Origin of the sequence: Variovorax saccharolyticus, from assembly GCF_030316765.1 — a bacterium.
GTDB lineage: Bacteria > Pseudomonadota > Gammaproteobacteria > Burkholderiales > Burkholderiaceae_C > Variovorax > Variovorax saccharolyticus.
The window spans coordinates 144,615-164,805 of the sequence record NZ_JASZYT010000001.1; the positions used below are offsets into that span (position 1 = coordinate 144,615).

At 69.2% G+C, this 20,191-nt stretch carries 22 protein-coding genes; 8 read left to right on the top strand and 14 right to left on the bottom strand.

Annotated features, from left to right (window positions below; all coding sequences use genetic code 11):
- Positions 1-13 precede the first annotated feature (13 nt).
- Positions 14-1,096 carry a TRAP transporter substrate-binding protein gene (locus tag QTI45_RS00730; RefSeq protein ID WP_286369289.1) on the top strand — a complete coding sequence of 361 codons (1,083 nt, stop codon included), beginning with the start codon at positions 14-16 and terminating at the stop codon, positions 1,094-1,096.
- Between the two features lie 83 nt (positions 1,097-1,179).
- Here the strand turns inward: QTI45_RS00730 and QTI45_RS00735 are convergent, their stop codons facing one another.
- From QTI45_RS00735 to QTI45_RS00745, 3 genes are read right to left on the bottom strand one after another with little or no spacing between them, the layout of a single operon-like run.
- Positions 1,180-1,668, bottom strand: a complete 489-nt coding sequence (locus QTI45_RS00735; RefSeq protein ID WP_286371187.1) for a hypothetical protein — start codon at positions 1,666-1,668, stop codon at positions 1,180-1,182.
- Complete coding sequence (locus QTI45_RS00740) at positions 1,665-3,200, bottom strand: TRAP transporter large permease (RefSeq protein ID WP_286371188.1); 1,536 nt, start codon at positions 3,198-3,200, stop codon at positions 1,665-1,667. The genes QTI45_RS00735 and QTI45_RS00740 overlap by 4 nt, the downstream gene beginning before the upstream one ends.
- A 41-nt stretch (positions 3,201-3,241) precedes the next feature.
- The gene (locus QTI45_RS00745) at positions 3,242-3,781 is read right to left on the bottom strand and encodes a TRAP transporter small permease subunit (RefSeq protein WP_286371189.1); all 540 of its coding nucleotides are present in this window, start codon (positions 3,779-3,781) and stop codon (positions 3,242-3,244) included.
- Between the two features lie 165 nt (positions 3,782-3,946).
- Here QTI45_RS00745 and QTI45_RS00750 point away from each other — a divergent pair, with 165 nt between their 5' ends.
- Positions 3,947-5,239 carry an SUMF1/EgtB/PvdO family nonheme iron enzyme gene (locus QTI45_RS00750; RefSeq protein ID WP_286371190.1) on the top strand — a complete coding sequence of 431 codons (1,293 nt, stop codon included), beginning with the start codon at positions 3,947-3,949 and terminating at the stop codon, positions 5,237-5,239.
- A gap of 23 nt (positions 5,240-5,262) precedes the next feature.
- Here QTI45_RS00750 and QTI45_RS00755 read toward each other — a convergent pair whose 3' ends face one another.
- Complete coding sequence (locus tag QTI45_RS00755) at positions 5,263-6,363, bottom strand: substrate-binding domain-containing protein (RefSeq protein WP_286371191.1); 1,101 nt, start codon at positions 6,361-6,363, stop codon at positions 5,263-5,265.
- Between the two features lie 128 nt (positions 6,364-6,491).
- Between QTI45_RS00755 and QTI45_RS00760 the strand changes: the two genes are divergently transcribed.
- Genes QTI45_RS00760 through QTI45_RS00780 form a run of 5 tightly spaced genes read left to right on the top strand, consistent with a single transcriptional unit; the run spans position 6,492 to position 9,591 of the window.
- Positions 6,492-7,241: an ABC transporter permease gene (locus QTI45_RS00760; RefSeq protein ID WP_286371192.1), complete on the top strand. Its 750-nt coding sequence runs from the start codon at positions 6,492-6,494 to the stop codon at positions 7,239-7,241.
- Positions 7,238-7,954 (top strand): ABC transporter ATP-binding protein, encoded by a 717-nt coding sequence (locus QTI45_RS00765; protein ID WP_286371193.1) that lies wholly within the window; start codon positions 7,238-7,240, stop codon positions 7,952-7,954. The genes QTI45_RS00760 and QTI45_RS00765 overlap by 4 nt, the downstream gene beginning before the upstream one ends.
- Positions 7,951-8,796, top strand: coding sequence for an ABC transporter substrate-binding protein (locus QTI45_RS00770; RefSeq protein WP_286371194.1), 846 nt, complete (start codon positions 7,951-7,953; stop codon positions 8,794-8,796). The genes QTI45_RS00765 and QTI45_RS00770 overlap by 4 nt, the downstream gene beginning before the upstream one ends.
- Positions 8,783-9,301, top strand: a complete 519-nt coding sequence (locus tag QTI45_RS00775) for a substrate-binding domain-containing protein (RefSeq protein ID WP_286653273.1) — start codon at positions 8,783-8,785, stop codon at positions 9,299-9,301. The genes QTI45_RS00770 and QTI45_RS00775 overlap by 14 nt, the downstream gene beginning before the upstream one ends.
- 50 nt (positions 9,302-9,351) lie before the next feature.
- Positions 9,352-9,591 carry a substrate-binding domain-containing protein gene (locus QTI45_RS00780; RefSeq protein ID WP_286653786.1) on the top strand — a complete coding sequence of 80 codons (240 nt, stop codon included), beginning with the start codon at positions 9,352-9,354 and terminating at the stop codon, positions 9,589-9,591.
- Here QTI45_RS00780 and QTI45_RS00785 read toward each other — a convergent pair.
- From QTI45_RS00785 to QTI45_RS00825, 9 genes are all read right to left on the bottom strand, one after another.
- Entirely contained in the window at positions 9,588-10,985 is a 1,398-nt protein-coding gene (locus QTI45_RS00785; protein ID WP_286371196.1) for an NHL repeat-containing protein, read from the bottom strand. The two genes, QTI45_RS00780 and QTI45_RS00785, sit on opposite strands and share 4 nt — an antisense overlap.
- A gap of 176 nt (positions 10,986-11,161) precedes the next feature.
- A complete protein-coding gene (locus tag QTI45_RS00790; RefSeq protein ID WP_286371197.1) occupies positions 11,162-11,962 on the bottom strand; it encodes a ParB N-terminal domain-containing protein in 801 nt (266 codons plus the stop codon).
- A 61-nt stretch (positions 11,963-12,023) separates the two neighbouring features.
- Positions 12,024-13,178 carry an acyl-CoA dehydrogenase family protein gene (locus QTI45_RS00795; RefSeq protein WP_444813167.1) on the bottom strand — a complete coding sequence of 385 codons (1,155 nt, stop codon included), beginning with the start codon at positions 13,176-13,178 and terminating at the stop codon, positions 12,024-12,026.
- A gap of 13 nt (positions 13,179-13,191) precedes the next feature.
- A complete protein-coding gene (locus QTI45_RS00800) occupies positions 13,192-13,986 on the bottom strand; it encodes an enoyl-CoA hydratase/isomerase family protein (RefSeq protein ID WP_286371198.1) in 795 nt (264 codons plus the stop codon).
- 3 nt (positions 13,987-13,989) lie between these two features.
- Positions 13,990-14,820: an SDR family NAD(P)-dependent oxidoreductase gene (locus QTI45_RS00805; protein ID WP_286371199.1), complete on the bottom strand. Its 831-nt coding sequence runs from the start codon at positions 14,818-14,820 to the stop codon at positions 13,990-13,992.
- A 21-nt stretch (positions 14,821-14,841) separates the two neighbouring features.
- Positions 14,842-15,261 (bottom strand): MaoC/PaaZ C-terminal domain-containing protein, encoded by a 420-nt coding sequence (locus QTI45_RS00810; RefSeq protein WP_286653274.1) that lies wholly within the window; start codon positions 15,259-15,261, stop codon positions 14,842-14,844.
- A gap of 13 nt (positions 15,262-15,274) precedes the next feature.
- Positions 15,275-15,715 carry a MaoC family dehydratase N-terminal domain-containing protein gene (locus tag QTI45_RS00815; RefSeq protein WP_286371201.1) on the bottom strand — a complete coding sequence of 147 codons (441 nt, stop codon included), beginning with the start codon at positions 15,713-15,715 and terminating at the stop codon, positions 15,275-15,277.
- Positions 15,716-15,732: 17 nt separating this feature from the next.
- Positions 15,733-16,917 (bottom strand): lipid-transfer protein, encoded by a 1,185-nt coding sequence (locus QTI45_RS00820; RefSeq protein ID WP_286371202.1) that lies wholly within the window; start codon positions 16,915-16,917, stop codon positions 15,733-15,735.
- Positions 16,918-16,936: 19 nt separating this feature from the next.
- Complete coding sequence (locus QTI45_RS00825) at positions 16,937-18,496, bottom strand: long-chain-fatty-acid--CoA ligase (protein WP_286371203.1); 1,560 nt, start codon at positions 18,494-18,496, stop codon at positions 16,937-16,939.
- Positions 18,497-18,630: 134 nt separating this feature from the next.
- Here QTI45_RS00825 and QTI45_RS00830 point away from each other — a divergent pair, with 134 nt between their 5' ends.
- Positions 18,631-19,635 carry an AraC family transcriptional regulator gene (locus QTI45_RS00830; RefSeq protein WP_286371204.1) on the top strand — a complete coding sequence of 335 codons (1,005 nt, stop codon included), beginning with the start codon at positions 18,631-18,633 and terminating at the stop codon, positions 19,633-19,635.
- On the opposite strand, the gene QTI45_RS00835 is transcribed toward QTI45_RS00830, so the two are convergent.
- Positions 19,636-20,103, bottom strand: a complete 468-nt coding sequence (locus tag QTI45_RS00835; RefSeq protein WP_286371205.1) for an Lrp/AsnC ligand binding domain-containing protein — start codon at positions 20,101-20,103, stop codon at positions 19,636-19,638.
- Positions 20,104-20,191 lie beyond the last annotated feature (88 nt).

The window sequence follows — 20,191 nt, forward strand, 5'->3', positions numbered from 1 at the left end:
CGGAGTGAATTCAATGGATCGTCGTTCCCTCATCAAAAACGCTGGCATTGCCGGTGTCCTCGCCGCCGGCATCGCGCCTGCGGTCCATGCGCAGGCGGCCGTCCGCTGGCGCCTCGCGTCGAGCTTCCCCAAGTCCCTGGACACCATTTTCGGAACGGCCGAAACGTTTTCCAAGAGCGTGAGCGACATGACGGGCGGCAAGTTCCAGATCTCGGTGCATGCCGGTGGCGAACTGATGCCGGCTTTCGGCGTGGTCGACGGCGTGCAGAACGCGTCGGTCGAAATGGCGCACACCGCGCCCTACTACTTCTACGGCAAGGACCCGACCTTCTGTCTCGGTTGCGCGGTGCCCTTCGGCCTCAACACGCGCCAGATGAATGCCTGGATGTACGAAGGCAACGGCCTCAAGCTGATGCGCGAGTTCTACGCCAAGTACAACATCTACAACCTGCCGGGCGGCAACACCGGCGCTCAGATGGGCGGCTGGTTCCGCAAGGAGATCAAGTCGGTCGCCGACCTCAAGGGCCTGAAGTTCCGCACCAACCCGTTCGCCGGCCGCGTGCTCGAGCCCTTCGGCGTGATCCCGCAATCGATCCCCGGCGCCGACCTGTACCCGGCGCTCGAAAAGGGCACGCTGGACGCGCTCGAATGGGTCGGCCCGTATGACGACCAGAAGCTCGGCTTCAACAAGGTCGCGCCGTTCTACTACTACCCCGGCTGGTGGGAAGGCGGCCCGCAGCTCGACTTCTACATCAACACCAAGGCGTGGGAAGGCCTGTCGGCCGAATACAAGGCGATCGTCACCGCAGCGGCTGCACAGGCCAACATCGGCATGACGGCGAAGTACGACGCCCGCAATCCGGTCGCGCTCAAGCAGCTCGTCGGCTCCGGCACCAAGCTGCGTCCCTTCACCCAGGACGTCATGAACGCCGCCTTCAAGTCGGCCCAGCAGATCTACTCGGACCTCAACAGCAGCAATCCCGAGTGGAAGAAGGTCTACCCCGACTACTCGAAGTTCCTGGCCGACCAGAACGCCTGGTTCCGCTTCACCGAAGGCACCTTCGACCGCTTCATGCAGCAGCAGAAGCTGTCCTGAGCGGCCGGCCCGGTCGTCTTCCGAAGGCAAAAAGCCCCGCTGGCGACAGCGGGGCTTTTTTCATGGCGCCGGGCGCCGGAGGTTCAGCGCCGCGGCGGCGCCAGACCGCGTGCCGCGACACGCTCGGCGAAGCCCGTCAGCAGGCGCGCGTCGGCCGAGTGGAACCAGGTGACGGCGCCGTTGCGGCGGCGCACCAGCAGGCGCGGCGCCATCACGCGCTCGAGCCAGCGCCAGTGCACGAGCTTGAGCTGCGCCACGTCGGCCGCATCCTCGCGCTTGTTCCAGAGCCAGGTCTGGCTGAGCACGTCGCCTTCGAGGCGGGTGCGGCTGTTGACGATCCAGAAGCCCGTCCAGCCGATGCAGAGCGCCGCCAGCCCGAACAGGGCGAGGCTGCCCGCGGACCACGATTCGCCGCTCAGCGCGGGCATGCTCCAGATGCCGAAGCCGATCAGGTCGACCACCACGATGATCGCCAGGATACGTATGAAGCGCGGATAGGCCGGGCTCTCGAGAGCGGCTGCGGCCTCGGCCTCGCCCGGCGAACCGGGGTCTCCGGTCTCGATGGCACTCACTGCTTGGTATCGGCGTCCGGCGCCGGGCTGGCCGGCGCGGGCTCTTCCGGCGTGGACTGCTTCTGGGTCCCGAACGGATCTTCCATGTTGATGCCGCCGCTGTCCGAGCCCTGGGCCTCGGCCGGGATCTCGAGCTGCACCTTGTCGACGTCGACCACCACCTTCTTGTCGAGGAAGACGGTCACGGTCTGCGGGAAGAAGATCACGATCGCCACCAGCAGCAGCTGCAGCCCGACCCACGGGATGGCGCCCAGGTAGATGTCGCGCGATTCGATCTTGCGCGGCAGCGCGCCGGTCTTGAACAGCGTGTCGGCGATGCCCCGCAGGTAGAACAGCGCGAAGCCGAAGGGCGGGTGCATGAACGAGGTCTGCATGTTCACGCACAGCAGCACGCCGAACCAGACCATGTCGATGCCGAGTTTGGCCGCGACCGGCCCGAGCATCGGCAGGATGATGAAGGCGATCTCGAAGAAGTCGAGGAAGAAGGCCAGGAAGAAGATGAAGATGTTGACCGCGATCAGGAAGCCGATCTGGCCGCCCGGCAGGCCGGAGAGCATGTGCTCGATCCACTTCGCGCCGTCGACGCCCTGGAACACGAGCGAGAACACGCGCGAGCCGATCAGGATGAACACCACCATCGCGGTCAGGCGCATGGTGCCGTTCATCGCGTCCTTGAGCATCGGCCAGCTCAGGCGGCGGTGGATCGCGGCGAGGATCAGCGAACCCACGGCGCCCATCGCGCCGGCTTCGGTCGGCGTCGCGATCGCATGGTCCATGAAGGGCAGGCCGCCCATCGAGCCGAGCACCGCGAAGATCAGGATGGCCGATGGAATGATGCCGCGCAGGCACTTGCCCCACAGCGCCCAGCCGGTGAGGGTGCGGGCCGAGGCCGGAACGCCCGGCACGTAGCTCGGGCGGATGCGCGCGACCAGGAAGGTGTAGATCGCGAAGATCAGCACCTGCAGGATCGACGGACCCCAGGCGCCCTTGTACATCTGGCCGACGTCGGTGCCGAGCTGGTCGGCCATCACGATCAGCACCAGCGACGGCGGCACCAGCTGCGTGATGGTGCCGGAGGCTGCCAGCACGCCGGTCGAGTAGCGCATGTTGTAGCCGTAGCGCATCATCACGGGCAGCGAGATCATGGCCATCGCGATCACCTGGCCGGCCACGGTGCCGGTGATGGCGCCGAGGATGAAGCCGACGATGATGACCGAGTAGCCGAGGCCGCCGCGGATCGGGCCGAAGAGCTGGCCCATCGAGTCGAGCATGTCCTCGGCCAGCCCGCATTTCTCGAGCACCGCGCCCATCAGCGTGAAGAACGGGATCGCCAGCAGGGTCTCGTTGGACAGGATGCCGAACACGTTGAGCGGCAGGTTGGCCATGAAGCCGGCCGGGAACCAGCCCATCTCGATGGCGATGAAGCCGCTGAGCAGGCCGAGGGCGGACAGCGAGAACGCGACCGGAAACCCGATCAGCATGATCACGATCAGCCCCGCGAACATGATCGGGGCGAAATTCTCCATTTGCATTTTTTCTTATCCTGGGAAGCGATGCGAGAAGCGGGCGGCGCTCATTGCACGGGTTTCTCGTAGTGCGTGTCCATCTCGATGAGGCCGCGCAGATAGGCGATGCGCTTGATGATCTCGGCCACGCCCTGCAGGAACATGGCGCCGAATCCCAGGGGCATCATCAAGGCGGCGGGCCAGCGGATCAGGCCGCCGATGTTGCCGGAGATCTCCCCCGTGCGAAGCATGCCGAGGAAGAAGGGGAAGGTCAGCCAGAACAGCAGGCCCATCACCGGCAGCAGGAAGAACACCAGGCCGAACAGGTCGACGTAGACCGGACCGTTGCGCTTGAGCTTGCCGTAGATGATGTCGACGCGCACATGCTCGTTGAGCTTCAGCACCAGCGGAGCGCCGAGCATGACGGTGGCGGCGAACAGGTACCACTGGATCTCGAGCCAGGCGTTGTTGCTGAGGTCGAGGCCATAGCGGATCACCGCGTTGCCGGCGGAAATGAGCGCGGCCAAGAGCACGGCCCAGGCGGCCACCTTGCCGAGCTGGGCGCTGATCCAGTCCATGGCGAGGGTGAATTTGAGGAAAGCTGGCAACTCGTTGTCTCCCGGCGGGATGTAATGCTGTAACGCCGGTCGTGGGGCGCAAAGTTCTCAATGGTAACGCGGTGTTGCCATCGCTCTGGCTGCCCCAGCCCCTCGGGTTTACCCGATGGGGAGTTACCGCGCGAACCCCGCGCCCGCGCCTCGCGATAATGGTCCATGCCTTCAAGCTCGTCGTCTTCGACGCCGTTCAGCACGCCCGGCCGGCCGCATTCGATCGACTCCCCGGACATGCGCCGGGCCGGCCGCGAACTGCTCTCGCTGGCGCTGATCGACGCCCGCAACCACACGCTCCACCTGTTGTCGCTCTACGAGCAGGCGCTGGGCTCTCCCACGCTGGCGCTGCCCCGCACCGAAGGCCTGGACCCGCCGGTCTGGCTGGCCGGGCACATCGGCTGGTTCGCCGAATGGTGGATCGGACGCAACACGCAGCGGGCCTTCGGCGCCGATTGCCCGGTGCGGCCGACGCGGCTGTCCGCCATCGAGCCGGAGGCCGACGACTGGTGGAATCCTGCCCAGTGCGCGCCGGCCGACCGCGCCGCGCCCGGCCTGCCGGACCTCGCGCAGACCAAGGCCTACCTGCTCGACACGCTCGAGAGCACGCTCGAACTGCTCGAGCATGCGGCCGAGACCGACGCCGGCCTGTACTTCTATCGGCTCGCGCTGTTCCACGAGGACCTGCGCGGCGAGCAGCTGCTGGTGATGGCGCAGACCCTCGGCCTGCCGCTGACGGTCGAGCTGCCGCCGGCCGCCGTGACGCGGCCGCCACTCGACCTGCCGGCTGTCGACTGGGAGCTCGGCCTCGCCGACGCCGGCTTCGCCTTCGCGCAGGAGCGCGGCCTCGAGCGCATCCGGGTGCCCGAGTTCGAGATCGATGCCCAGCCGGTCACCTGGAGCCAGTACGTGGAGTTCGTCGACGACGGCGGCTACGATCGGCCCGAACTCTGGCGTCCCGAAGGGCTGGCTTGGCTGGCGCAGCAGGCCGAGGGCCGCCGCGGACCGCGGCACGTGGAACAGATCGGCGCGGCCCGCCACGGCACCGGCGGCTCGGTGCTGCAGCAGCAGTTCGGACGCACGGTGCGGGCCGCCGGCAACCGCAGCGCGGTCCATGTCGCCTGGTGGGAGGCCGACGCCTGGGCGCGCTGGGCCGGCCGCCGCGTGGCGACCGAGGTCGAATGGGAGGTCGCGGCCCACACCGCCGGCCGCCGCGGCTTCCGCTGGGCCGACGTGCACGAATGGACCTCCGGAACGCTGCAGCCCTGGACGGGCTTCCGTGTCGACCCCTGGAGCCAGGGCGCCGAGTTCGATCCGGTGCCCGCCTTCGGCCAGGCCCGCGTGCTGCGCGGCGCCTCGTTCGCCACCCGTGCGCGGCTGCGATCGGCCAAGCGCCGCGGCTTCGCGCTGCCCGGCCGCGACGACGGCTTCTTCGGCTTTCGGACCTGCGCGACCTGATCAGTCGAGGACAGACCAAGGTCTCAGGTGTTCTTCTTCGGCTTGAAGTTCCACCACGGCAGCAGCGAGCGCAGCGACTCCACTTCGCCGCTGCTGGCGCTCTCGTAGCCCGGCAGCGTGCCGAGCTGGTGCTGCCAGGCGGCGCCGCGCAGCAGCACCAGCAGGGCCTCGATGGCCGGCTGCGCCAGCGCCGACTTGAGGCAGGCGAGGTGATAGCGCTCCTGCACCAGCGGCACGAAGCCCAGGCCGGCACCGAGCGCCGCCGACTCGATCCCGAGCGCGGCGTCGGCCTCGCCGGCCGCCACCGCGTGTGCCGCGGCCGCGTGCGAGGGCTCGTCGCGCGCATAGCCGTCGATGGCGTCGGCCGACAGGCCGTCGCGCTCCAGCAGTTCGTCGAACAGCACCCTGGTGCCGGTGCCGATGGACCGGTTCACGTAGCGGGCGTGGCGGCCCGCCACGTCCGACAGCTTCTTCAGCCCGAGCGGATTTCCCGGCGCGACGATCAGGCCCTGGGTGCGGCGCGCGAAGCCGATGATCTTGTGCAGTCCGGGCTTGAGCAGCGGCTTGTAGGTGCGTTGCGCGAGCGATCCGGACGGCGGCCGCTCCAGCGTGTGGAAGCCCGCCATCACGCAGCGCCCCTGGTTCAGCGCACTGATCGCATCCACGCTGCCGGTGAAGCGGATGTCGAGCTGCAGCCGTGCCGTGGCCGCCGCGTGCGCGCGCAGCAGCACCAGCGCATCGTCGTGGCTGGCGTGCAGGCTCAGCACGTGCGTGCTGTCGTCGAAGGCGAGCGCGAAGGCGCGTTCGAGGTCGGCATGCAGCGCCTCGATCTGCGGCGCCAGGCGGGCCTGGGCCTGGCGTTCGGCCCACAGCAGCTTGTCCCCGAACTCCGACAGCTGGGCCGAGCGGCCCTGGTCGCCGGTCACCAGCGGATGGCCGAGCGTCTGCTCCCAGCGCTTGAGTTCGCCCCACACGTGGCGGTACGAATAGCCCACGGCCCGCGCCGCCGCCGAGATCGAGCCGTGCTCGCGCACCGCGTGCAGCAGTTCCATCAGCGGGTTGCGGATCAGGGCGCGGCCCTGGCGGCGCGGTGCGATGGCGTAGGAGAGTTCGATCTGTTGCACGGGGAAGCGAAAGGAGAGAGGGGAGCGCCGGGGAGATTATGCAGAGCCGGCCCCTCACTTATGCAAGTGATTGCATAGGTCCACTGTGCCGTCTTGACCATACTGCACGCTCCCCGTTTCACGCCCACATGAACACCTTCGCCGACAGCACCGCTGCCGCCTGGCACCTTGTCGTCTCCGCCGACCCCCTGCTGCTCTCCATCGTCGGGCGATCGCTGGCGGTCAGCGCGACGGCCTGCCTGCTGGCCTGCGGCTTCGGCCTGCTGCTGGGGGCCTGGCTGGCGGTGGCCCGCTTCCCGGCACGGGGCCTGCTGCTGACCGTGCTCAACACGCTGCTGGCGCTGCCGTCGGTGGTGGTGGGCCTGGTGATCTACCTGCTGCTGTCGCGCTCGGGTCCGCTGGGCTTCCTGGGCTGGCTGTTTTCTTTCAAGGCCATGGTGCTGGCCCAGACCGTTCTCGTGCTGCCGGTGGTCACGGCATTGACGCGGCAGGCGATCGAGGACGCCGACCGCGCCCACGGCGAGCAACTGCGCTCGCTCGGTGCCGGCAGCTTCACGCGCGGCCTGCTGCTGGTGGCGGACGAGCGCTACGCGCTGCTCACGGTCGTGATCACCGCCTTCGGCCGTGCCGTGTCGGAGGTCGGCGCCGTGATGATCGTCGGCGGCAACATCGACGGCTTCACGCGCGTGATGACCACCGCGATCGCGCTCGAGACCAGCAAGGGCGACCTGCCGCTGGCCTTGGCGCTGGGCCTGGTGCTGCTGGCCGTGGTGCTGCTGCTGAACCTGGGGATCGCGGCCTTGCGCGCCTGGCGCGAGCGGATCGACGGCGGCGCAGCGGATGCGCTGCGCGCGCGGATGCTGGAGGCTGCGCCATGAAGTCGGCCGCGCTGCCGGAAGTGGGTGCGCCCCTGTTCAGCCTGCACGGCGTGGCACTGCGCTTCGGCAAGGTCCAGGCGCTGGCCGGCATCAACCTCGAGATCGCGACCGGCGAGCGGGTGGCGCTGATCGGCGCCAACGGCAGCGGCAAGAGCAGCCTGCTGCGTTTGCTGCATGGGCTGGTTCCGCATTCCGCGGGCGTCTTTCTCAGCAGCGTGTCGGCGGCCTCGCAAGCCATGTTGTTCCAGCGTCCCCACATGTTGCGCGCCAGCGTCCGCAACAACGTGGCGCTGGCCCTGTGGCTGCAGGGCGCGTCGTGGCGCAATGCGAAGCACGAGGCCACGATCGCGCTCGGACGGGTCGGCCTGGCCGATCTCGCGGGCCGCAACGCGCGCACGCTGTCGGGCGGCCAGCAGCAGCGCATGGCGCTGGCGCGGGCCTGGGCCCTGCATCCGGACGTGATGCTGCTGGACGAGCCCACCGCCAGCCTGGACCCGACCGCCAAGCGCGATGTCGAGGCATTGATCGCGGAGGCTGCGCGGGGACGCACGCTGGTCTTCGCGAGCCACAACCTGGGGCAGGTCAAGCGGCTCGCGAGCCGCGTCGTCTACCTCGAGCACGGCAGGGTGGTGGCCGACCTGCCGGTGCACGAATTCTTCCGCGGGCCCCTGCCCGAGGAAGCCCGTCTGTTTGTCAAAGGAGAACTGGTATGAAGCTGTTCAATCTGTCCAAGGGCCTGGTGTCCAACTTCGGTGCCGTCGTGCTGGCGGCGAGCGCGCTGGCCGCGCATGCCGAGACCCTCACCATGGCCTCGACCACCTCGACCGAGCAGTCGGGCCTGTTCTCGCACCTGCTGCCGGCCTTCAAGCAGGCCAGCGGGATCGACATCAAGGTGGTCGCGGTCGGCACCGGGCAGGCGATCGACATGGCCAAGCGCGGCGATGCCGACGTGCTGTTCGTGCACGACACCGCGGCCGAGGAGAAATTCGTCACCGAAGGCTTCGCCGCCAAGCGCTTCCCGGTGATGTACAACGACTTCGTGCTGGTCGGGCCGAAGACCGATCCGGCGGGCGTCAAGGGCCAGGACATCGTGGCCGCCTTGAAGAAGATCGCGGCCGCCAACGCGCCCTTCGTCTCGCGCGGCGACAAGAGCGGCACCGACGCCGCCGAGCGCCGGCTGTGGGCGCAGACCGGGATCGGCGAGGCGGGCCAGCCGGTGCCGAACGACAAGAAGGGCACGGGCTACAAGGAGTGCGGCTGCGGCATGGGGCCGGCGCTCAACATCGCGGCGTCGAGCGGCGCCTACGTGCTGGCCGATCGCGGCACCTGGCTCAGCTTCAAGAACCGCGCCGAGCTCGCGGTGCTGGTGGAGGGCGACAAGCGGCTGTTCAACCAGTACGGCGTGATGGTCGTGAGCCCGAGCAAGTTCCCGAACCTCAACAGCGCGGGCGCGCAGAAGTTCGTCGACTGGGTCATCTCGCCGGCCGGGCAGTCGACCATCGCGGCCTACAAGATCGGCGGCGAGCAGCTCTTCTTCCCGAATGCGAACCCCTGACGGGCTGCGTGTCGTGGCGCTGGCATCGAGCCTGGCAATTGCCCCTTCTGCGCGGGCTGGCGAGCCGCTGTCGGTCTACGCGGCGGGCAGCCTGCGCGGCCCGATCACGCAGGCCGCACGGGCCTTCGAAGCGGTTCATCCCGGCACGCGCATCACATTGATCTTCGGCGCCTCGGGCCTGCTGCGCGACCGCATTGCGGCGGGCGAACAAGCCGACGTGTTCGCCTCGGCCAACATGGCGCATCCGCAGTCGCTCGGTGCCGGCTGGACGCCGACGCAGGCCTTCGCGCGCAATGCCCTGTGCGCGCTGGTGCGGCCCGGACTGGCGGTGACGCCCGACACGCTGGTCGGGACGATGCTCGATCCGGCGGTCAAGCTCGGCACCTCGACGCCCAGGGCCGATCCGTCGGGCGACTATGCCTTCGAGCTGTTCGAGCGCGTGGAGCGCAGCGGCGCGGCGGCCGCGGGCTCGGCCCGCGTGCTGGCGGCCAAGCCCTGCAATTGACCGGCGGGCCCGGTTCGCCACCGCCGCCTGCAGGGCGCAACGTGTACGGCATGCTGGTCGCGAGCGGACAGGCCGACCTGTTCCTGACCTACTGCACCAACGCCGTGATCGCCATCGCCGAAGAGCCGAAGCTGCAGCGCATCGAACTGCCCGCGGCGATCAACGTCAGCGCCGAGTACGGACTCGCGGTGCGCAGGGATGCGCCCCCTGCGGCGCAGGCGTTCGCGGACGACCTGCGCAGCGGCACCGGACAGCGCGCGCTGCGCGGGGCGGGCTTTCTCGCGCCTTAGGGCGCGCCGACCGGTGTGACTTTGCGGATCCGGTTGCCCAGGGTATCGGCCACGTAGACCGTGCCGTCGGCGCCGACCGCCACGCCGGACGGTTGACTGAACCTTGCAGCCGACCCGATGCCGTTCTGGCCCCCGGTCACGCCGGCCTGGCCTGCGAGCGTGGACACCACGCCCGCCGGCGTGATCTTGCGCAGCAGGCTGTTGCCCGTGTCAGCCACGTAGAGGTTGCCGGTGGCGTCGAAGGCCACGCCGCCCGGGCGTTGGAAGCTCGCGCTGGCGGCCACGCCGTCCGCGGAGCCCGGCGCTCCCGAGCCCGCGAAGGTCGTGACCACGCCGCCTGGTGTCACCTTGCGGATCCTGTTGTTTTCGCTGTCGGCCACGAAGAGGTTGCCCGCGGCGTCGATGGCGATGCCGTAGGGCCGGTAGAATGATGCCGCGCCGCCGGTGCCGTCGGCAAAGCCGAACCCGCCGGAGCCGGCCAGCGTGATCACGTCGCCCGCCGGCGTGATCTTGCGGATGAGGGAGGTGTTGAGTTCGGCCAGGTAGATGTTGCCGGCACTGTCGACCGTCATCGCGATGGGGCCGGTGAACGTGGCGTTGGTGGCGTTGCCGTCGACCGACGTGCCCGCACCGGTGCCCACGAACGAGGTCACGTCGGCTGCGGGTGAGATCTTGCGAATGCGGTTGCCGCTGAATTCCGCAGCGTAGATATCGCCCGCGGGCGCGAGGGCGATGGCGCTCAGATTGTTGAACGATGCCGCGGTGCCGTGGCCGTCGACCGTGGCGGTCGTGTTGTTGCCGGCAAAGGTGGTGACGTCGCCGTTGGCCGTGATCTTGCGCACGCGGTTGCCGCCCACGTCCGACACGATCAGCCCGCCATTCTTGTCGATGACGATGCCGTAGGGGTCGGCGAAGGTTGCGGCGGTGCCGTTGCCATCGAGTGCACCGAAATTGCCCGATCCGGCCAGCGTCGAGACCTGTGCCAAGGCCGCCGAGCAGGTCACGGCCACGTCACCGACGTCGGCCGTGACGGTGCCGCTGCCTTGGGTCACGGTGCAGAACTGCCAGAAGGGCTGGGTGCGCACGCTGACTTCGTAGGTCGAGCCTTCGGCAATCGCGGTCGAAAAGGTGAACTTGCCGTCGGCTGTCAGCTGGAGGTCGTCACCCGCGCTGCTCTGCAGCGCCAGGCTGCCGACCAGGCCAGTCACGGTACCGCCAACAGCATGCTTCTTGACGACCGGGGTCGCGGGCGCCAGTTCCGTCTGCGCCGGGGTCGATGCTGGCGCAACGAAGCCAGCTGCGTTGCTTCCGCCCCCACCACAAGAAGCCAGCAGCGCGATCGCGCCTGCCACCGCGCCGCAGCGCCCGTAGAAACTCAATTGACTCAACGTCATCCTCGGCCCTCATTCAATTTATAGGTGAACGCAAAGAAGCCCCTCAGGCTGAAGGCCTGAGGGGCTTCTGATGGATATTCTTGGAGGCCGGACACCTCTTGTCCATCACCGAGAACCGGTATTTTGGGAGGGCGCATGCTCCGGCCGGGAACTCGGCCGGGACCACCGAAAGCGCGTCAGGCTTCGGCCGCCAGCAGCGCGTGCAGCGAGGCCACCTGGCGGCGCAGGTCCGCGTTCTCGGCCGTCAGTTCGGCGACGCGTTGCGTCAGGCGCTGAACCTCGTCCGGCTCATCCGAAGCTCCGGCCTGGGCAGCTTCCGCGCGCGCCGGCCGCTTGGCCTCGCGCACGCGCTTGGCCGCCTGCTTGAGTTCGTCCTTGCCGCCGTGGGCCGCGGCGACCTGTTCCTCGGCCGGCAGGCTCGCAACCGCGGCCGCCGCATTGATCGAGATCGTGCCGGACTTGAGCGCGGCCACCACTTCGGGCGCCGCCTGCTTCTGGATCTTCTCGATCATCACGACCTGGCTGCTGCTCAGGCGCGCCGCCTTGGCGATCGCCTCGCGGCTGTTGAGCGGCGCCGGCGGCGGCACGGCGGGATCGGCATCGAAGGGCGGATCGTCCGCGGCATCGGCCGGCGCGGCGGCGGCACGGGCCTGCCGCCCGGCGACGATCTCCTTCTTGCGCAAGGCCAGCACGCCGCGCAGGAAGTCCGACACGCTGCGCCGGCCCAGGTGCTGGTCGATCATCCACAGGTGCACGTCCTCGAGCGACTTGAAGCGCGTGTTCTGCACCGTCTGGAAGGGCAGGCCGTGCTTCTGGCAGATGCCGTAGCGGTTGTGGCCGTCGACCAGCACCTCGCCCCACAGCACCAGCGCATCGCGGCAGCCTTCGGCGAGGATGCTGCGTTCGAGGGATTCGTATTCGTCCGGAGTCAACGGGTCGATATAGGATTTCAGGTCTTCGTTGACGACGATGTTCATGGAGCGCGATGCGGATGCGGGACAAGGGGCGGGATTCTAGCGAGCCCCATGCCCGCCGCCGTCATGCACCCAGCTTCCGCGCGATCAGGTCCTTCATGATTTCGCTGGTGCCGCCGTAGATGCGCTGGATGCGGGCGTCCGCATAGAGCCGGGCGATCGGATACTCGACCATGTAGCCATAGCCGCCGAACAACTGCAGGCATTCGTCGGTGACCTTGCCCTGCTGCTCGGTGCACCACCACTTGGCCATGTAGGCGGCTTCGGGGTCGAGGCTGCCGTCGACAAGGCGCTGGATGCAGTCGTTGACGAAGCTGCGCACCACGTGCGCGATGGTCGCGCACTCCGCCAGCTTGAAGCGGGTGTTCTGGAAGTCGAACACGGTCTGGCCAAAGGCCTTTCGCTGCTGCGTGTAGGCCAGCGTGAGCTCGACCGCCCGCTCGATCACGGCGGCCGCCGGCACACACAGGAAAAGGCGCTCGTAGGGCAGCTGGCTCATCAGCTGCACGAAGCCCTTGCCTTCCTGCGCGCCCAGCAGGTGGTCGGCGGGCACGCGCACGCCATCGAAGAACAGCTCGGCCGTGTCCGAGGCGTGCTGGCCCAGCTTCTCGAGCCTGCGGCCGACCCGGAAGCCCGGCAGGTCCTCGGTCTCGAGCACGATCAGCGAGACCCCGCGGCTGCCGGCGTCGCCGGTGCGCACCGCGACCACCAGCAGGTTGGCGGTGAATCCGTTGGTGATGAAGGTCTTGGCGCCATCGATGACGTAGGCGTCGCCGTCGCGCCGGGCGCGCGTTCGCAGGGCCTTCAGGTCCGAGCCGCAGCCGGGTTCGGTGAGCGCGATGCCAGCCAGCATCTCGCCGCTCGCGAGCCGGGGCAGCCAGCGCTGCTTCTGGGCCTCGGTGCCGTAGTCGAGGATGTAGTGCGCGGCCAGGTTGTGGACGCCGGTGTTGGCCGGGACTTCGGCCCGGGCGAGCTCGTCCTGCACCACCATCTGGTAGGCCGGCGAGGCGCCCGCACCCCCGTAGGCTTCGTCCAGTTCGGGCAGCAGGAAGCCCATCCGTCCGAAGGGGCGCCAGACCTCGCGCGGGATGTAGCCCTGGCGGCGCCAGCCGTCGAGCCGGGGCGACAACTCGGCGCCGACGTAGCGCCGGACCTGCTCGCGAAACAGCTCGATGTCGTCGTCCATCCATGGATGGCGCAGCAGTCGGGGCAGCAGCATGCTCGTTCCGTCCTCAGTCGTGGCTTGCCGGGCGGGCCAGGAAGCGCGCGCAGGCGTCGTTGAAGAAATCGCCGGCCACGTGCTCGCGCTGGGCCGCGCATTCGTCCGCGAGCTGCCGCTCGAGGGTGTTGGCGGTCGCCGCATCGACCAGCCGCCGCGTGTCGCGCAGCGCGGCGGGCGATGCGCCGCCCAGGCGCCGGGCCAGCGCGAAAGCCTGCGCCTGCAGCTCGTCATCGGCGCAGCAGCGCCAGATCAGCCCCCACTGCTGCGCCTGCGCCGCCCCGACGCGCTCGCCGGTCAGCGCGATGCCCAGGGCCCGGCTGCGTCCGAGCAGCCGCGCCAGCATCCAGGTGGCGCCGAGGTCGGGCACCGCGCCGAGCTGCGGCAGCTGCGGCACGAGAAAGTAGGCCGAGCTCGCGGCCAGCACGATGTCGGCCGCCAACGCAATGCCGACCGCGCCGCCGACGCAGGGTCCGTTGACCGCCGCGACCACCGGCAGCGGGCATTCGGCGATCGCCCGGGTCAGCGGATTGCCGACCTCTTCCATGTAGCCGCCGATCTCGGCCCGCGCATGCTGCGCGCCGCCGGCCAGCACTTCGCCGAACCAGCCGATGTCGCCGCCGGCCGAGAAGGCGCGGCCGGCGCCGGTCAGCACCACGGCCTGCGTGCCGCGGTCGGCGATGCAGGCCTGCAGCGCTGCCGCGAGCTCGACCATCAGCCCCGGCGAAAGCGCATTGAGCGCCTGGGGCCGGTCGAGCGTGAGGGTGGCGACCCCGTCCTGCAGCGTGCTGCGCACCAAGGTGGCCATCGGCTAGATCCCGGTCAGCCCGCCGCTGCACATCAGCGTCTGGCCGCTCACGTAGTCCGACTCGGGGATGCACAGCAGGTACACCGCGCCGGCCGCCTCGTCGGGCGTGCCGCCGCGGCCGAGCGGGATGCTGCGTTCCATCGCGGCCATCAGCTCGGGGTTGACGCCGACCTTGATGTCGCGGCCGTCGATGCGGGCGGTGCCGCCGTCGGCGGCGTTGCCGGTCAGCCGGGTCTTGATGAAGCCGTAGGCGACGCAGTTGACCGTGACGTTCATGCGGCCCCATTCCTTGGCCAGTGTCTGCGTCATGCCGACGATGCCGGCCTTGGCGGCCGAGTAGTTGGCCTGCCCTGCATTGCCGAACAGGCCGGCCACCGAGGAGATGTTGACCACCTTGCGCATCACGCGCCGGCCGGCTTCGCCTTCGGACTTGGCGAGCGCGCGGATCACCGGCTGCGCCGCGCGCAGGATCCTGAACGGCGCCGTCAGGTGGCAGTCGAGCATCGCGTACCACTGCTCGTCGGTCATCTTCTGGATCACGTTGTCCCAGGTGTAGCCGGCGTTGTTGACGACGATGTCCAGGCCCTTGTATTCGCTCACCGCGGTGCCGACGAAGCGCTCGGCGAAATCCGGCGCCGTGACGTTGCCGACGCAGGCGACCGCCTGGCCGCCGGCCTCGCGGATCGCCTGCACCGCTTCCTGCGCCGGCTCGGCATCGAGATCGTTGACGACGATGCGCGCGCCTTCGCCGGCCAGCTTGAGGGCGATCGAGCGCCCGATGCCGCGGCCCGAGCCGGTGATGAGGGCGACCTTGCCTTCGAGTTTGCGTGTCATGGTTCTTTCCTTTGCTTGTGTTCAGGGCAGGGCGACCAGCGCCTCGCCGACGATCTTGGTCTGGCCGAACTGGTTGGCGCTCTGCAGTTCGATGCGCACGCAGCGTTCGCCCTCGTGCTCGAGCTTCTCGGCCACGGTGCCGCTGCAGCGCATCGCGTTGCCCAGGTGGGTGATGCCCTGGAAGCGCGCGTCGAAGCGGCGCAGCCGGCCCTGCGGCGCCCAGCCGGTGAGCACGCGGCCGAGCCAGGCCATCCCGAGCATGCCCTGCGCGAACACGTCGGGCATGCCGGCGCGGCGCGCCACGTCGGTGTCGATGTGGATCGGGTTGTGGTCGCCCGAGGCGCCGGCGAACAGGGCCAGCGCGGTCCGGGTCACCGCAGGCAGCTGCAGCGGCGGCAGTGCGTCGCCGACCTGCACGCTGTCGAAAGTGGGAGAGGTCATGCGGCTGGCTCCTTCAGTTCCTGCAGACGATCACGGTGCGCAGTTCGGCCACCAGTTCGTCGCGCTGGTTGGTCGCTCGCGCGGTCTTGACGACGAACTCGAGGGCGCCGTTCTTCTTGTCGTAGATGTCGCTGATCGTGCTGCGCACGGTCACGGTGTCGCCGACGCAGGCCGGCAGGTGGTAGCTGAATCCCTGCTCGCCGTGCAGCAGCCTGGCGATCGGGATCTGCAGGTCGGCGAGCAGCCGTTCGGAGGCGCCAGAGTCCAGCTCCGCCGCGAACAGGAAGGTCGGCGGCGCCGGCAGGTCGGGGTAGCCGGCATCGCGCGCGGCGGCGGCGTCGGTGTAGACCGGGTCGGTCTCGCCGATCGCCTTCGCGAAGAACTGCAGCCGGCTGCGCTCGATCGGCAGCACCGACGCGGGCAGTTCGTGGCCGATCCATTTCTTGTCGATCATGGGAGCTTTCCTTTTTTTCAGACGCGTTCGTACAGGGTGACCACGCAGGCGCCGCCGAGCCCGAGGTTGTGCTGCAGCGCCAGCCGCGCGCCCTCGACCTGGCGCTGCTCGGCCGTACCGCGCAACTGGTGGGTGAGTTCGTAGCACTGGGCCAGGCCGGTGGCGCCCAGCGGATGGCCCTTGCTCAGCAGTCCGCCCGAGGGGTTGGTGACGACCTTCCCGCCATAGCTGTTGTCGCCGTCGCAGATGAACTGCTCGGCGCCGCCCGGCGCGCACAGGCCGAGCGCCTCGTAGCTGATCAGCTCGTTCTGCGCGAAGCAGTCGTGCAGCTCGACCACGTCGAGATCCTGCGGACCGATGCCCGCTGCCTCGTAGACCTGCTGCGCGGCCGCCTGCGCCATGCCGAAGCCGACCACCTCGCGCATGTCGCGGGCCTCGAAGGTGGCCGGGCGGTCGGTGGTCATCGCCTGCGCCCGGATGCGCACGCCGCGATGCAGGCCGTGCCGCCCGGCGAAGGCCTCCGAGCAGACGATGGCCGCCGCGGCGCCGCAGGTCGGCGGGCAGGCCATGAGGCGGGTCATCACGCCGGGCCACATCACGGGCGTGTTCATGACGTCTTCTTCGCTGACCACGTTGCGGAACAAGGCCAGCGGGTTGTTCGCCGCATGGCGGCTGGCCTTGGCGCGGACCTTGGCGAAGGTCGACAGCAGGGTGCCGTACTGCTGCATGTGCGCGAGGCCGGCACCGCCGAAGTAGCGCAGGGCCAGCGGAATCTCCTCGTGCCCGACCAGCTCGGCGGTGGCGCGGTCGAAGTGCTCGAAGGGGCTGGGCCGGTCGGCGAAGACGGCCCCGAGGGCGCCGGGGCTCATCTGCTCGAATCCGAGCGCGAGCACGCAGTCGGCGGCGCCGCTGGCCACCGCCTGGCGGGCTAGGAACAGCGCGGTCGAGCCGGTGGAGCAGTTGTTGTTGACGTTGACGATCGGGATGCCGCTCATGCCGACTTCGTAGAGCGCGCGCTGGCCCGCGGTGGAGTCGCCGTAGACATAGCCGACATAGGCTTGCTGCACGGCTTCGTAGCCGATGCCGGCGTCGGCCAGCGCCGCGCGCGCGGCTGTCGCGGCCATCTGGGGATAGGGCTCGCCGGCCCCGGGCTTGGTGAAGGGGATCATGCCGACCCCGGCGACAAAGACGTCATGGCTCATGGTGCTTCTCCTTGGTTGTTCAGGCGACGCTGCGTTCGCGGCCGCGCCAGAAGGGTTCGCGCAACTTCGTCTTGAGCACCTTGCCGGCGCCCGACAGCGGCAGCGCTTCGACGAAGTCCACGCTGCGCGGGCACTTGTAGCCCGCGATCAGCGGCCTGCAGTGGGCCATCAGCGCATCGGCCGCGACCTCGTGCTGCGGATGGCGCACGACCACCGCGTGCACGCTCTCGCCCCACTCGTCGCTGGGGATGCCGATGACCGCGCAGGCGGCGACCGCCGGGTGCTGGGCGAGGGCGTTCTCGACCTCCGCCGAGTAGACGTTCTCGCCGCCGGTGATGATCATGTCCTTGAGCCGGTCGGCGATGAAGATGAAGCCGTCCTCGTCCATCCAGGCGCCGTCGCCGGTGTGCATCCAGCCGTCGCGCAGGGCGGCGGCCGTCAACGCCGGCTGGTTCCAGTAGCCCTGCATCACATTGGGCCCGCGCACCACCACTTCGCCGACCGTGCCGCGCGGCACTTCCCGGTCCTGCGGATCGACGATGCGGACTTCGGTGCAGTGGCTGGCCCGTCCGGCCGAACGCAGCTTGCCGAGCCGGCGCCCTTCGGCCGTGTGGTACCAGGCCGGGTTCAGGGTGGCCAGCGGCGACAGCTCGGTCATGCCGTAGGCCTGCACGAAACCGACGCCCGGCAGCGCGGCCATGGCGCGCTCGAGCACCGCCTCCGAGATCGGCGAGGCGCCATAGGCGATGGTGCGCAGCGCGCCGAGGTCGCGCGGCTTCTTCATGGCCGGATGGTCGACCAGCATCTGGATCATCGTCGGCACCAGCAGCAGGTGGGTGACGCGGTCGCGCTCCAGCGTGTCGAGCACCACTTCGGGATTGAAGGCCGCCACGATGGCGTGCGTGTTGCCTTCGATCCAGTGCGGCATCGACAGCCCCATGTCCGCCAGATGGAACATCGGCGCGCAGTGCAGGTAGATGCCGTCCGGCTCGGCCAGGCCCTCCGAGCGCAGGGCCATGCCCGAGCTGCACAGGTTGGCGTGGCTCAGCATCACGCCCTTGGGGAAGCCGGTGGTGCCGCCGGTGTAGAAGATGCCGGCCAGGTCCTCGTCGCGGCGCAGGGCGTCGGGCACCGGCGCGGCAGCTTCCAGCAGGGCCTCGTAGGAATGCATGCCGGCGGGCACGTCGCCCTCGCCGCAGTAGACCACCTCGCGCAGGCTGGTCGCCTCGCGCCGGAACTGCTCGACCAGCGGGCCGAAGGTCTGGTCGACCAGCAGCAGGGTCGAGCCGGAGTCGTTCAGCGAGTAGAGGATCTCCGCCGGCGACCAGCGGATGTTGCACGGGTTCAGCACGCCGCCGCCCCAGGGCACGGCCATCTGGTACTCGAGGTAGCGGTCGGAGTTGAGCGCCAGCATCGCCACCCGGTCGCCGGTGCGCATGCCCAGCCCCTGGAGCGCGCCGGCCAGCCGCGCGACGCGGTCGCCGAATTCGCGGAAGCTGCGTTGCCGCGGGCCGTATCGCACGGCAACGCGATCCGGATGCTGCTGCATCGCGCGATGCAAGCCCTGGGTCATGTACATGCTGTCTGTCTCCTTGCGACCGCGGGAATCCGAGGCCTTGTTCGTCGTCGGGCTCATGGTAGAAACCGGCGGCCGCCCGGGCCATTGCGCTTCGTCTCGAACCGATGGCAAAACACCTCAACCCTCCAGCTTCGATGCGTCCACCGGTCACGATCTCGATCGCCTTCGTCAAGGGCATGCTGGGCGGGGTGAGTGCGCGCGGGCACGACTGCGAGCCGCTGCTGGCCGAGGCCGGCATTCCGCCCGCGCTGCTGCAGCAGCCCGCTGCCCGCGTGACCGCCGACCAGTACGTGGCGCTGTTCGGGCTCCTGATCGAACGCTTCGACGACGAGTGCCTCGGCTTCCTGTCGCGGCCGATCCGGCGCGGCAGCCTGGCGCTCATGACCCGCTGCGCGATCGACGCGCCGAGCCTGGAGGCCGCGGCCCGCCGCGTCGCCCGTGTCTTCCGCCTGCTGCAGGACGACGTGCTGCTGGAGCCGGTGCGCGACGGCGCGCTTGCCGGCATCGCGCTGCGCCTCACCGGCGCTGCGGCCAACGGGCCGGTCTTCCTGCATGAACTGCTGCTGCGTGTGGTCTGGCGCCTGCTGGCCTGGCTCGCGGGCGGCGCGCTGCCGGCCGCCCGATTCGATTTCGCCTTCGACTGCCCGGCCTACGCCGACAGCTACGGCAAGGTGTTTCCGGCGCCGCTGCGCTTCGGCTGCGCGCAGTCGGCGTTCTGGTTCGATGCCGCGCGGCTGCGCGAGCCGGTGCGCCGCGACGAGGCCGCGCTGCGTGCCTTCCTGGCCAGTGCCCAGGCCCAGATCATCGTGCCGAGGCGCGGCAACGAGCTCTGCGGTGCGCGCGTGCGCAGCCATTTGCAGCACACCCAGCCTGCGTGGCCCGACCTGGCCGCGACCGCCGAAGCGCTGCACATGTCGACCTCGACGCTGCAGCGGCACCTGGCCGCGGAAGGAACATCGTTCCAGTCGCTCAAGGACGAGCTTCGGCGCGACACGGCGATCGTGCGCCTGATCGGCGGCAGCGTGCCGCTGGCGACACTGGCCTTCGAACTCGGATTCGCCGACAGCGCGGCCTTCCAGCGCGCCTTCAAGGTCTGGACCGGCAGCGCGCCGGGCGCCTATCGCCGCAGCGGACCCTGACTAGCGGTCCATCGGCAGGTACAAGCTCTCCTTGATCTCTTCCATCACGACGTAGCTGTTCGATTCGGCCGGCACCGGCAGCTTCTTCAGCAGGTCGCCGAGCAGGTTGCGGTAGTCGCTCATCGCGCGCAGGCGCGCCTTCACGAGGTAGTCGAAGCCGCCCGACACGAGGTGGCATTCCATCACCTCGGGCACGTGCATCAGTTCCTTGCGCACCTTGTCGAACACATCGGCCGACTTCGAGGACAACGTGATCTCGACGAACACCAGCAGCGTCTTGCCGATGGCCTGCGGATCGATGCGCGCGTGGTAGCCGGAGATCACGCCCTCGCGCTCCATGCGCCGCACGCGCTCGGAACAGGGCGAGGTCGACAGGCCGATCTGCTCGGCCAGGTCGGTCATCGAAATGCGTCCCTGGCGCTGCAGGATGTCGAGGATCTTGCGGTCGGTGCGGTCGAGGTCGGTCATTTCACTCCTTGGGGCCCGCTGGAGGCTTGGCGGCAGCTGAAAACACTGCCAAACGGCATTAATTCAGTGGAGTTTATCGATGATCAAT

Coding starts and splice junctions, on each gene's coding strand:
- QTI45_RS00750 (WP_286371190.1), top strand. CDS start 3,947: ATGCCTTCAAGCTCGTCGTCTTCGACGCCGTTCAGCACGCCCGGCCGG.
- QTI45_RS00820 (WP_286371202.1), bottom strand. CDS start 16,917: ATGAGCCATGACGTCTTTGTCGCCGGGGTCGGCATGATCCCCTTCACC.
- QTI45_RS00815 (WP_286371201.1), bottom strand. CDS start 15,715: ATGATCGACAAGAAATGGATCGGCCACGAACTGCCCGCGTCGGTGCTG.
- QTI45_RS00785 (WP_286371196.1), bottom strand. CDS start 10,985: ATGACGTTGAGTCAATTGAGTTTCTACGGGCGCTGCGGCGCGGTGGCA.
- QTI45_RS00790 (WP_286371197.1), bottom strand. CDS start 11,962: ATGAACATCGTCGTCAACGAAGACCTGAAATCCTATATCGACCCGTTG.
- QTI45_RS00835 (WP_286371205.1), bottom strand. CDS start 20,103: ATGACCGACCTCGACCGCACCGACCGCAAGATCCTCGACATCCTGCAG.
- QTI45_RS00795 (WP_444813167.1), bottom strand. CDS start 13,178: ATGCTGCTGCCCCGACTGCTGCGCCATCCATGGATGGACGACGACATC.
- QTI45_RS00780 (WP_286653786.1), top strand. CDS start 9,352: ATGCTGGTCGCGAGCGGACAGGCCGACCTGTTCCTGACCTACTGCACC.
- QTI45_RS00730 (WP_286369289.1), top strand. CDS start 14: ATGGATCGTCGTTCCCTCATCAAAAACGCTGGCATTGCCGGTGTCCTC.
- QTI45_RS00760 (WP_286371192.1), top strand. CDS start 6,492: ATGAACACCTTCGCCGACAGCACCGCTGCCGCCTGGCACCTTGTCGTC.
- QTI45_RS00825 (WP_286371203.1), bottom strand. CDS start 18,496: ATGTACATGACCCAGGGCTTGCATCGCGCGATGCAGCAGCATCCGGAT.
- QTI45_RS00740 (WP_286371188.1), bottom strand. CDS start 3,200: ATGCAAATGGAGAATTTCGCCCCGATCATGTTCGCGGGGCTGATCGTG.
- QTI45_RS00805 (WP_286371199.1), bottom strand. CDS start 14,820: ATGACACGCAAACTCGAAGGCAAGGTCGCCCTCATCACCGGCTCGGGC.
- QTI45_RS00770 (WP_286371194.1), top strand. CDS start 7,951: ATGAAGCTGTTCAATCTGTCCAAGGGCCTGGTGTCCAACTTCGGTGCC.
- QTI45_RS00830 (WP_286371204.1), top strand. CDS start 18,631: ATGCGTCCACCGGTCACGATCTCGATCGCCTTCGTCAAGGGCATGCTG.
- QTI45_RS00800 (WP_286371198.1), bottom strand. CDS start 13,986: ATGGCCACCTTGGTGCGCAGCACGCTGCAGGACGGGGTCGCCACCCTC.
- QTI45_RS00810 (WP_286653274.1), bottom strand. CDS start 15,261: ATGACCTCTCCCACTTTCGACAGCGTGCAGGTCGGCGACGCACTGCCG.
- QTI45_RS00765 (WP_286371193.1), top strand. CDS start 7,238: ATGAAGTCGGCCGCGCTGCCGGAAGTGGGTGCGCCCCTGTTCAGCCTG.
- QTI45_RS00775 (WP_286653273.1), top strand. CDS start 8,783: ATGCGAACCCCTGACGGGCTGCGTGTCGTGGCGCTGGCATCGAGCCTG.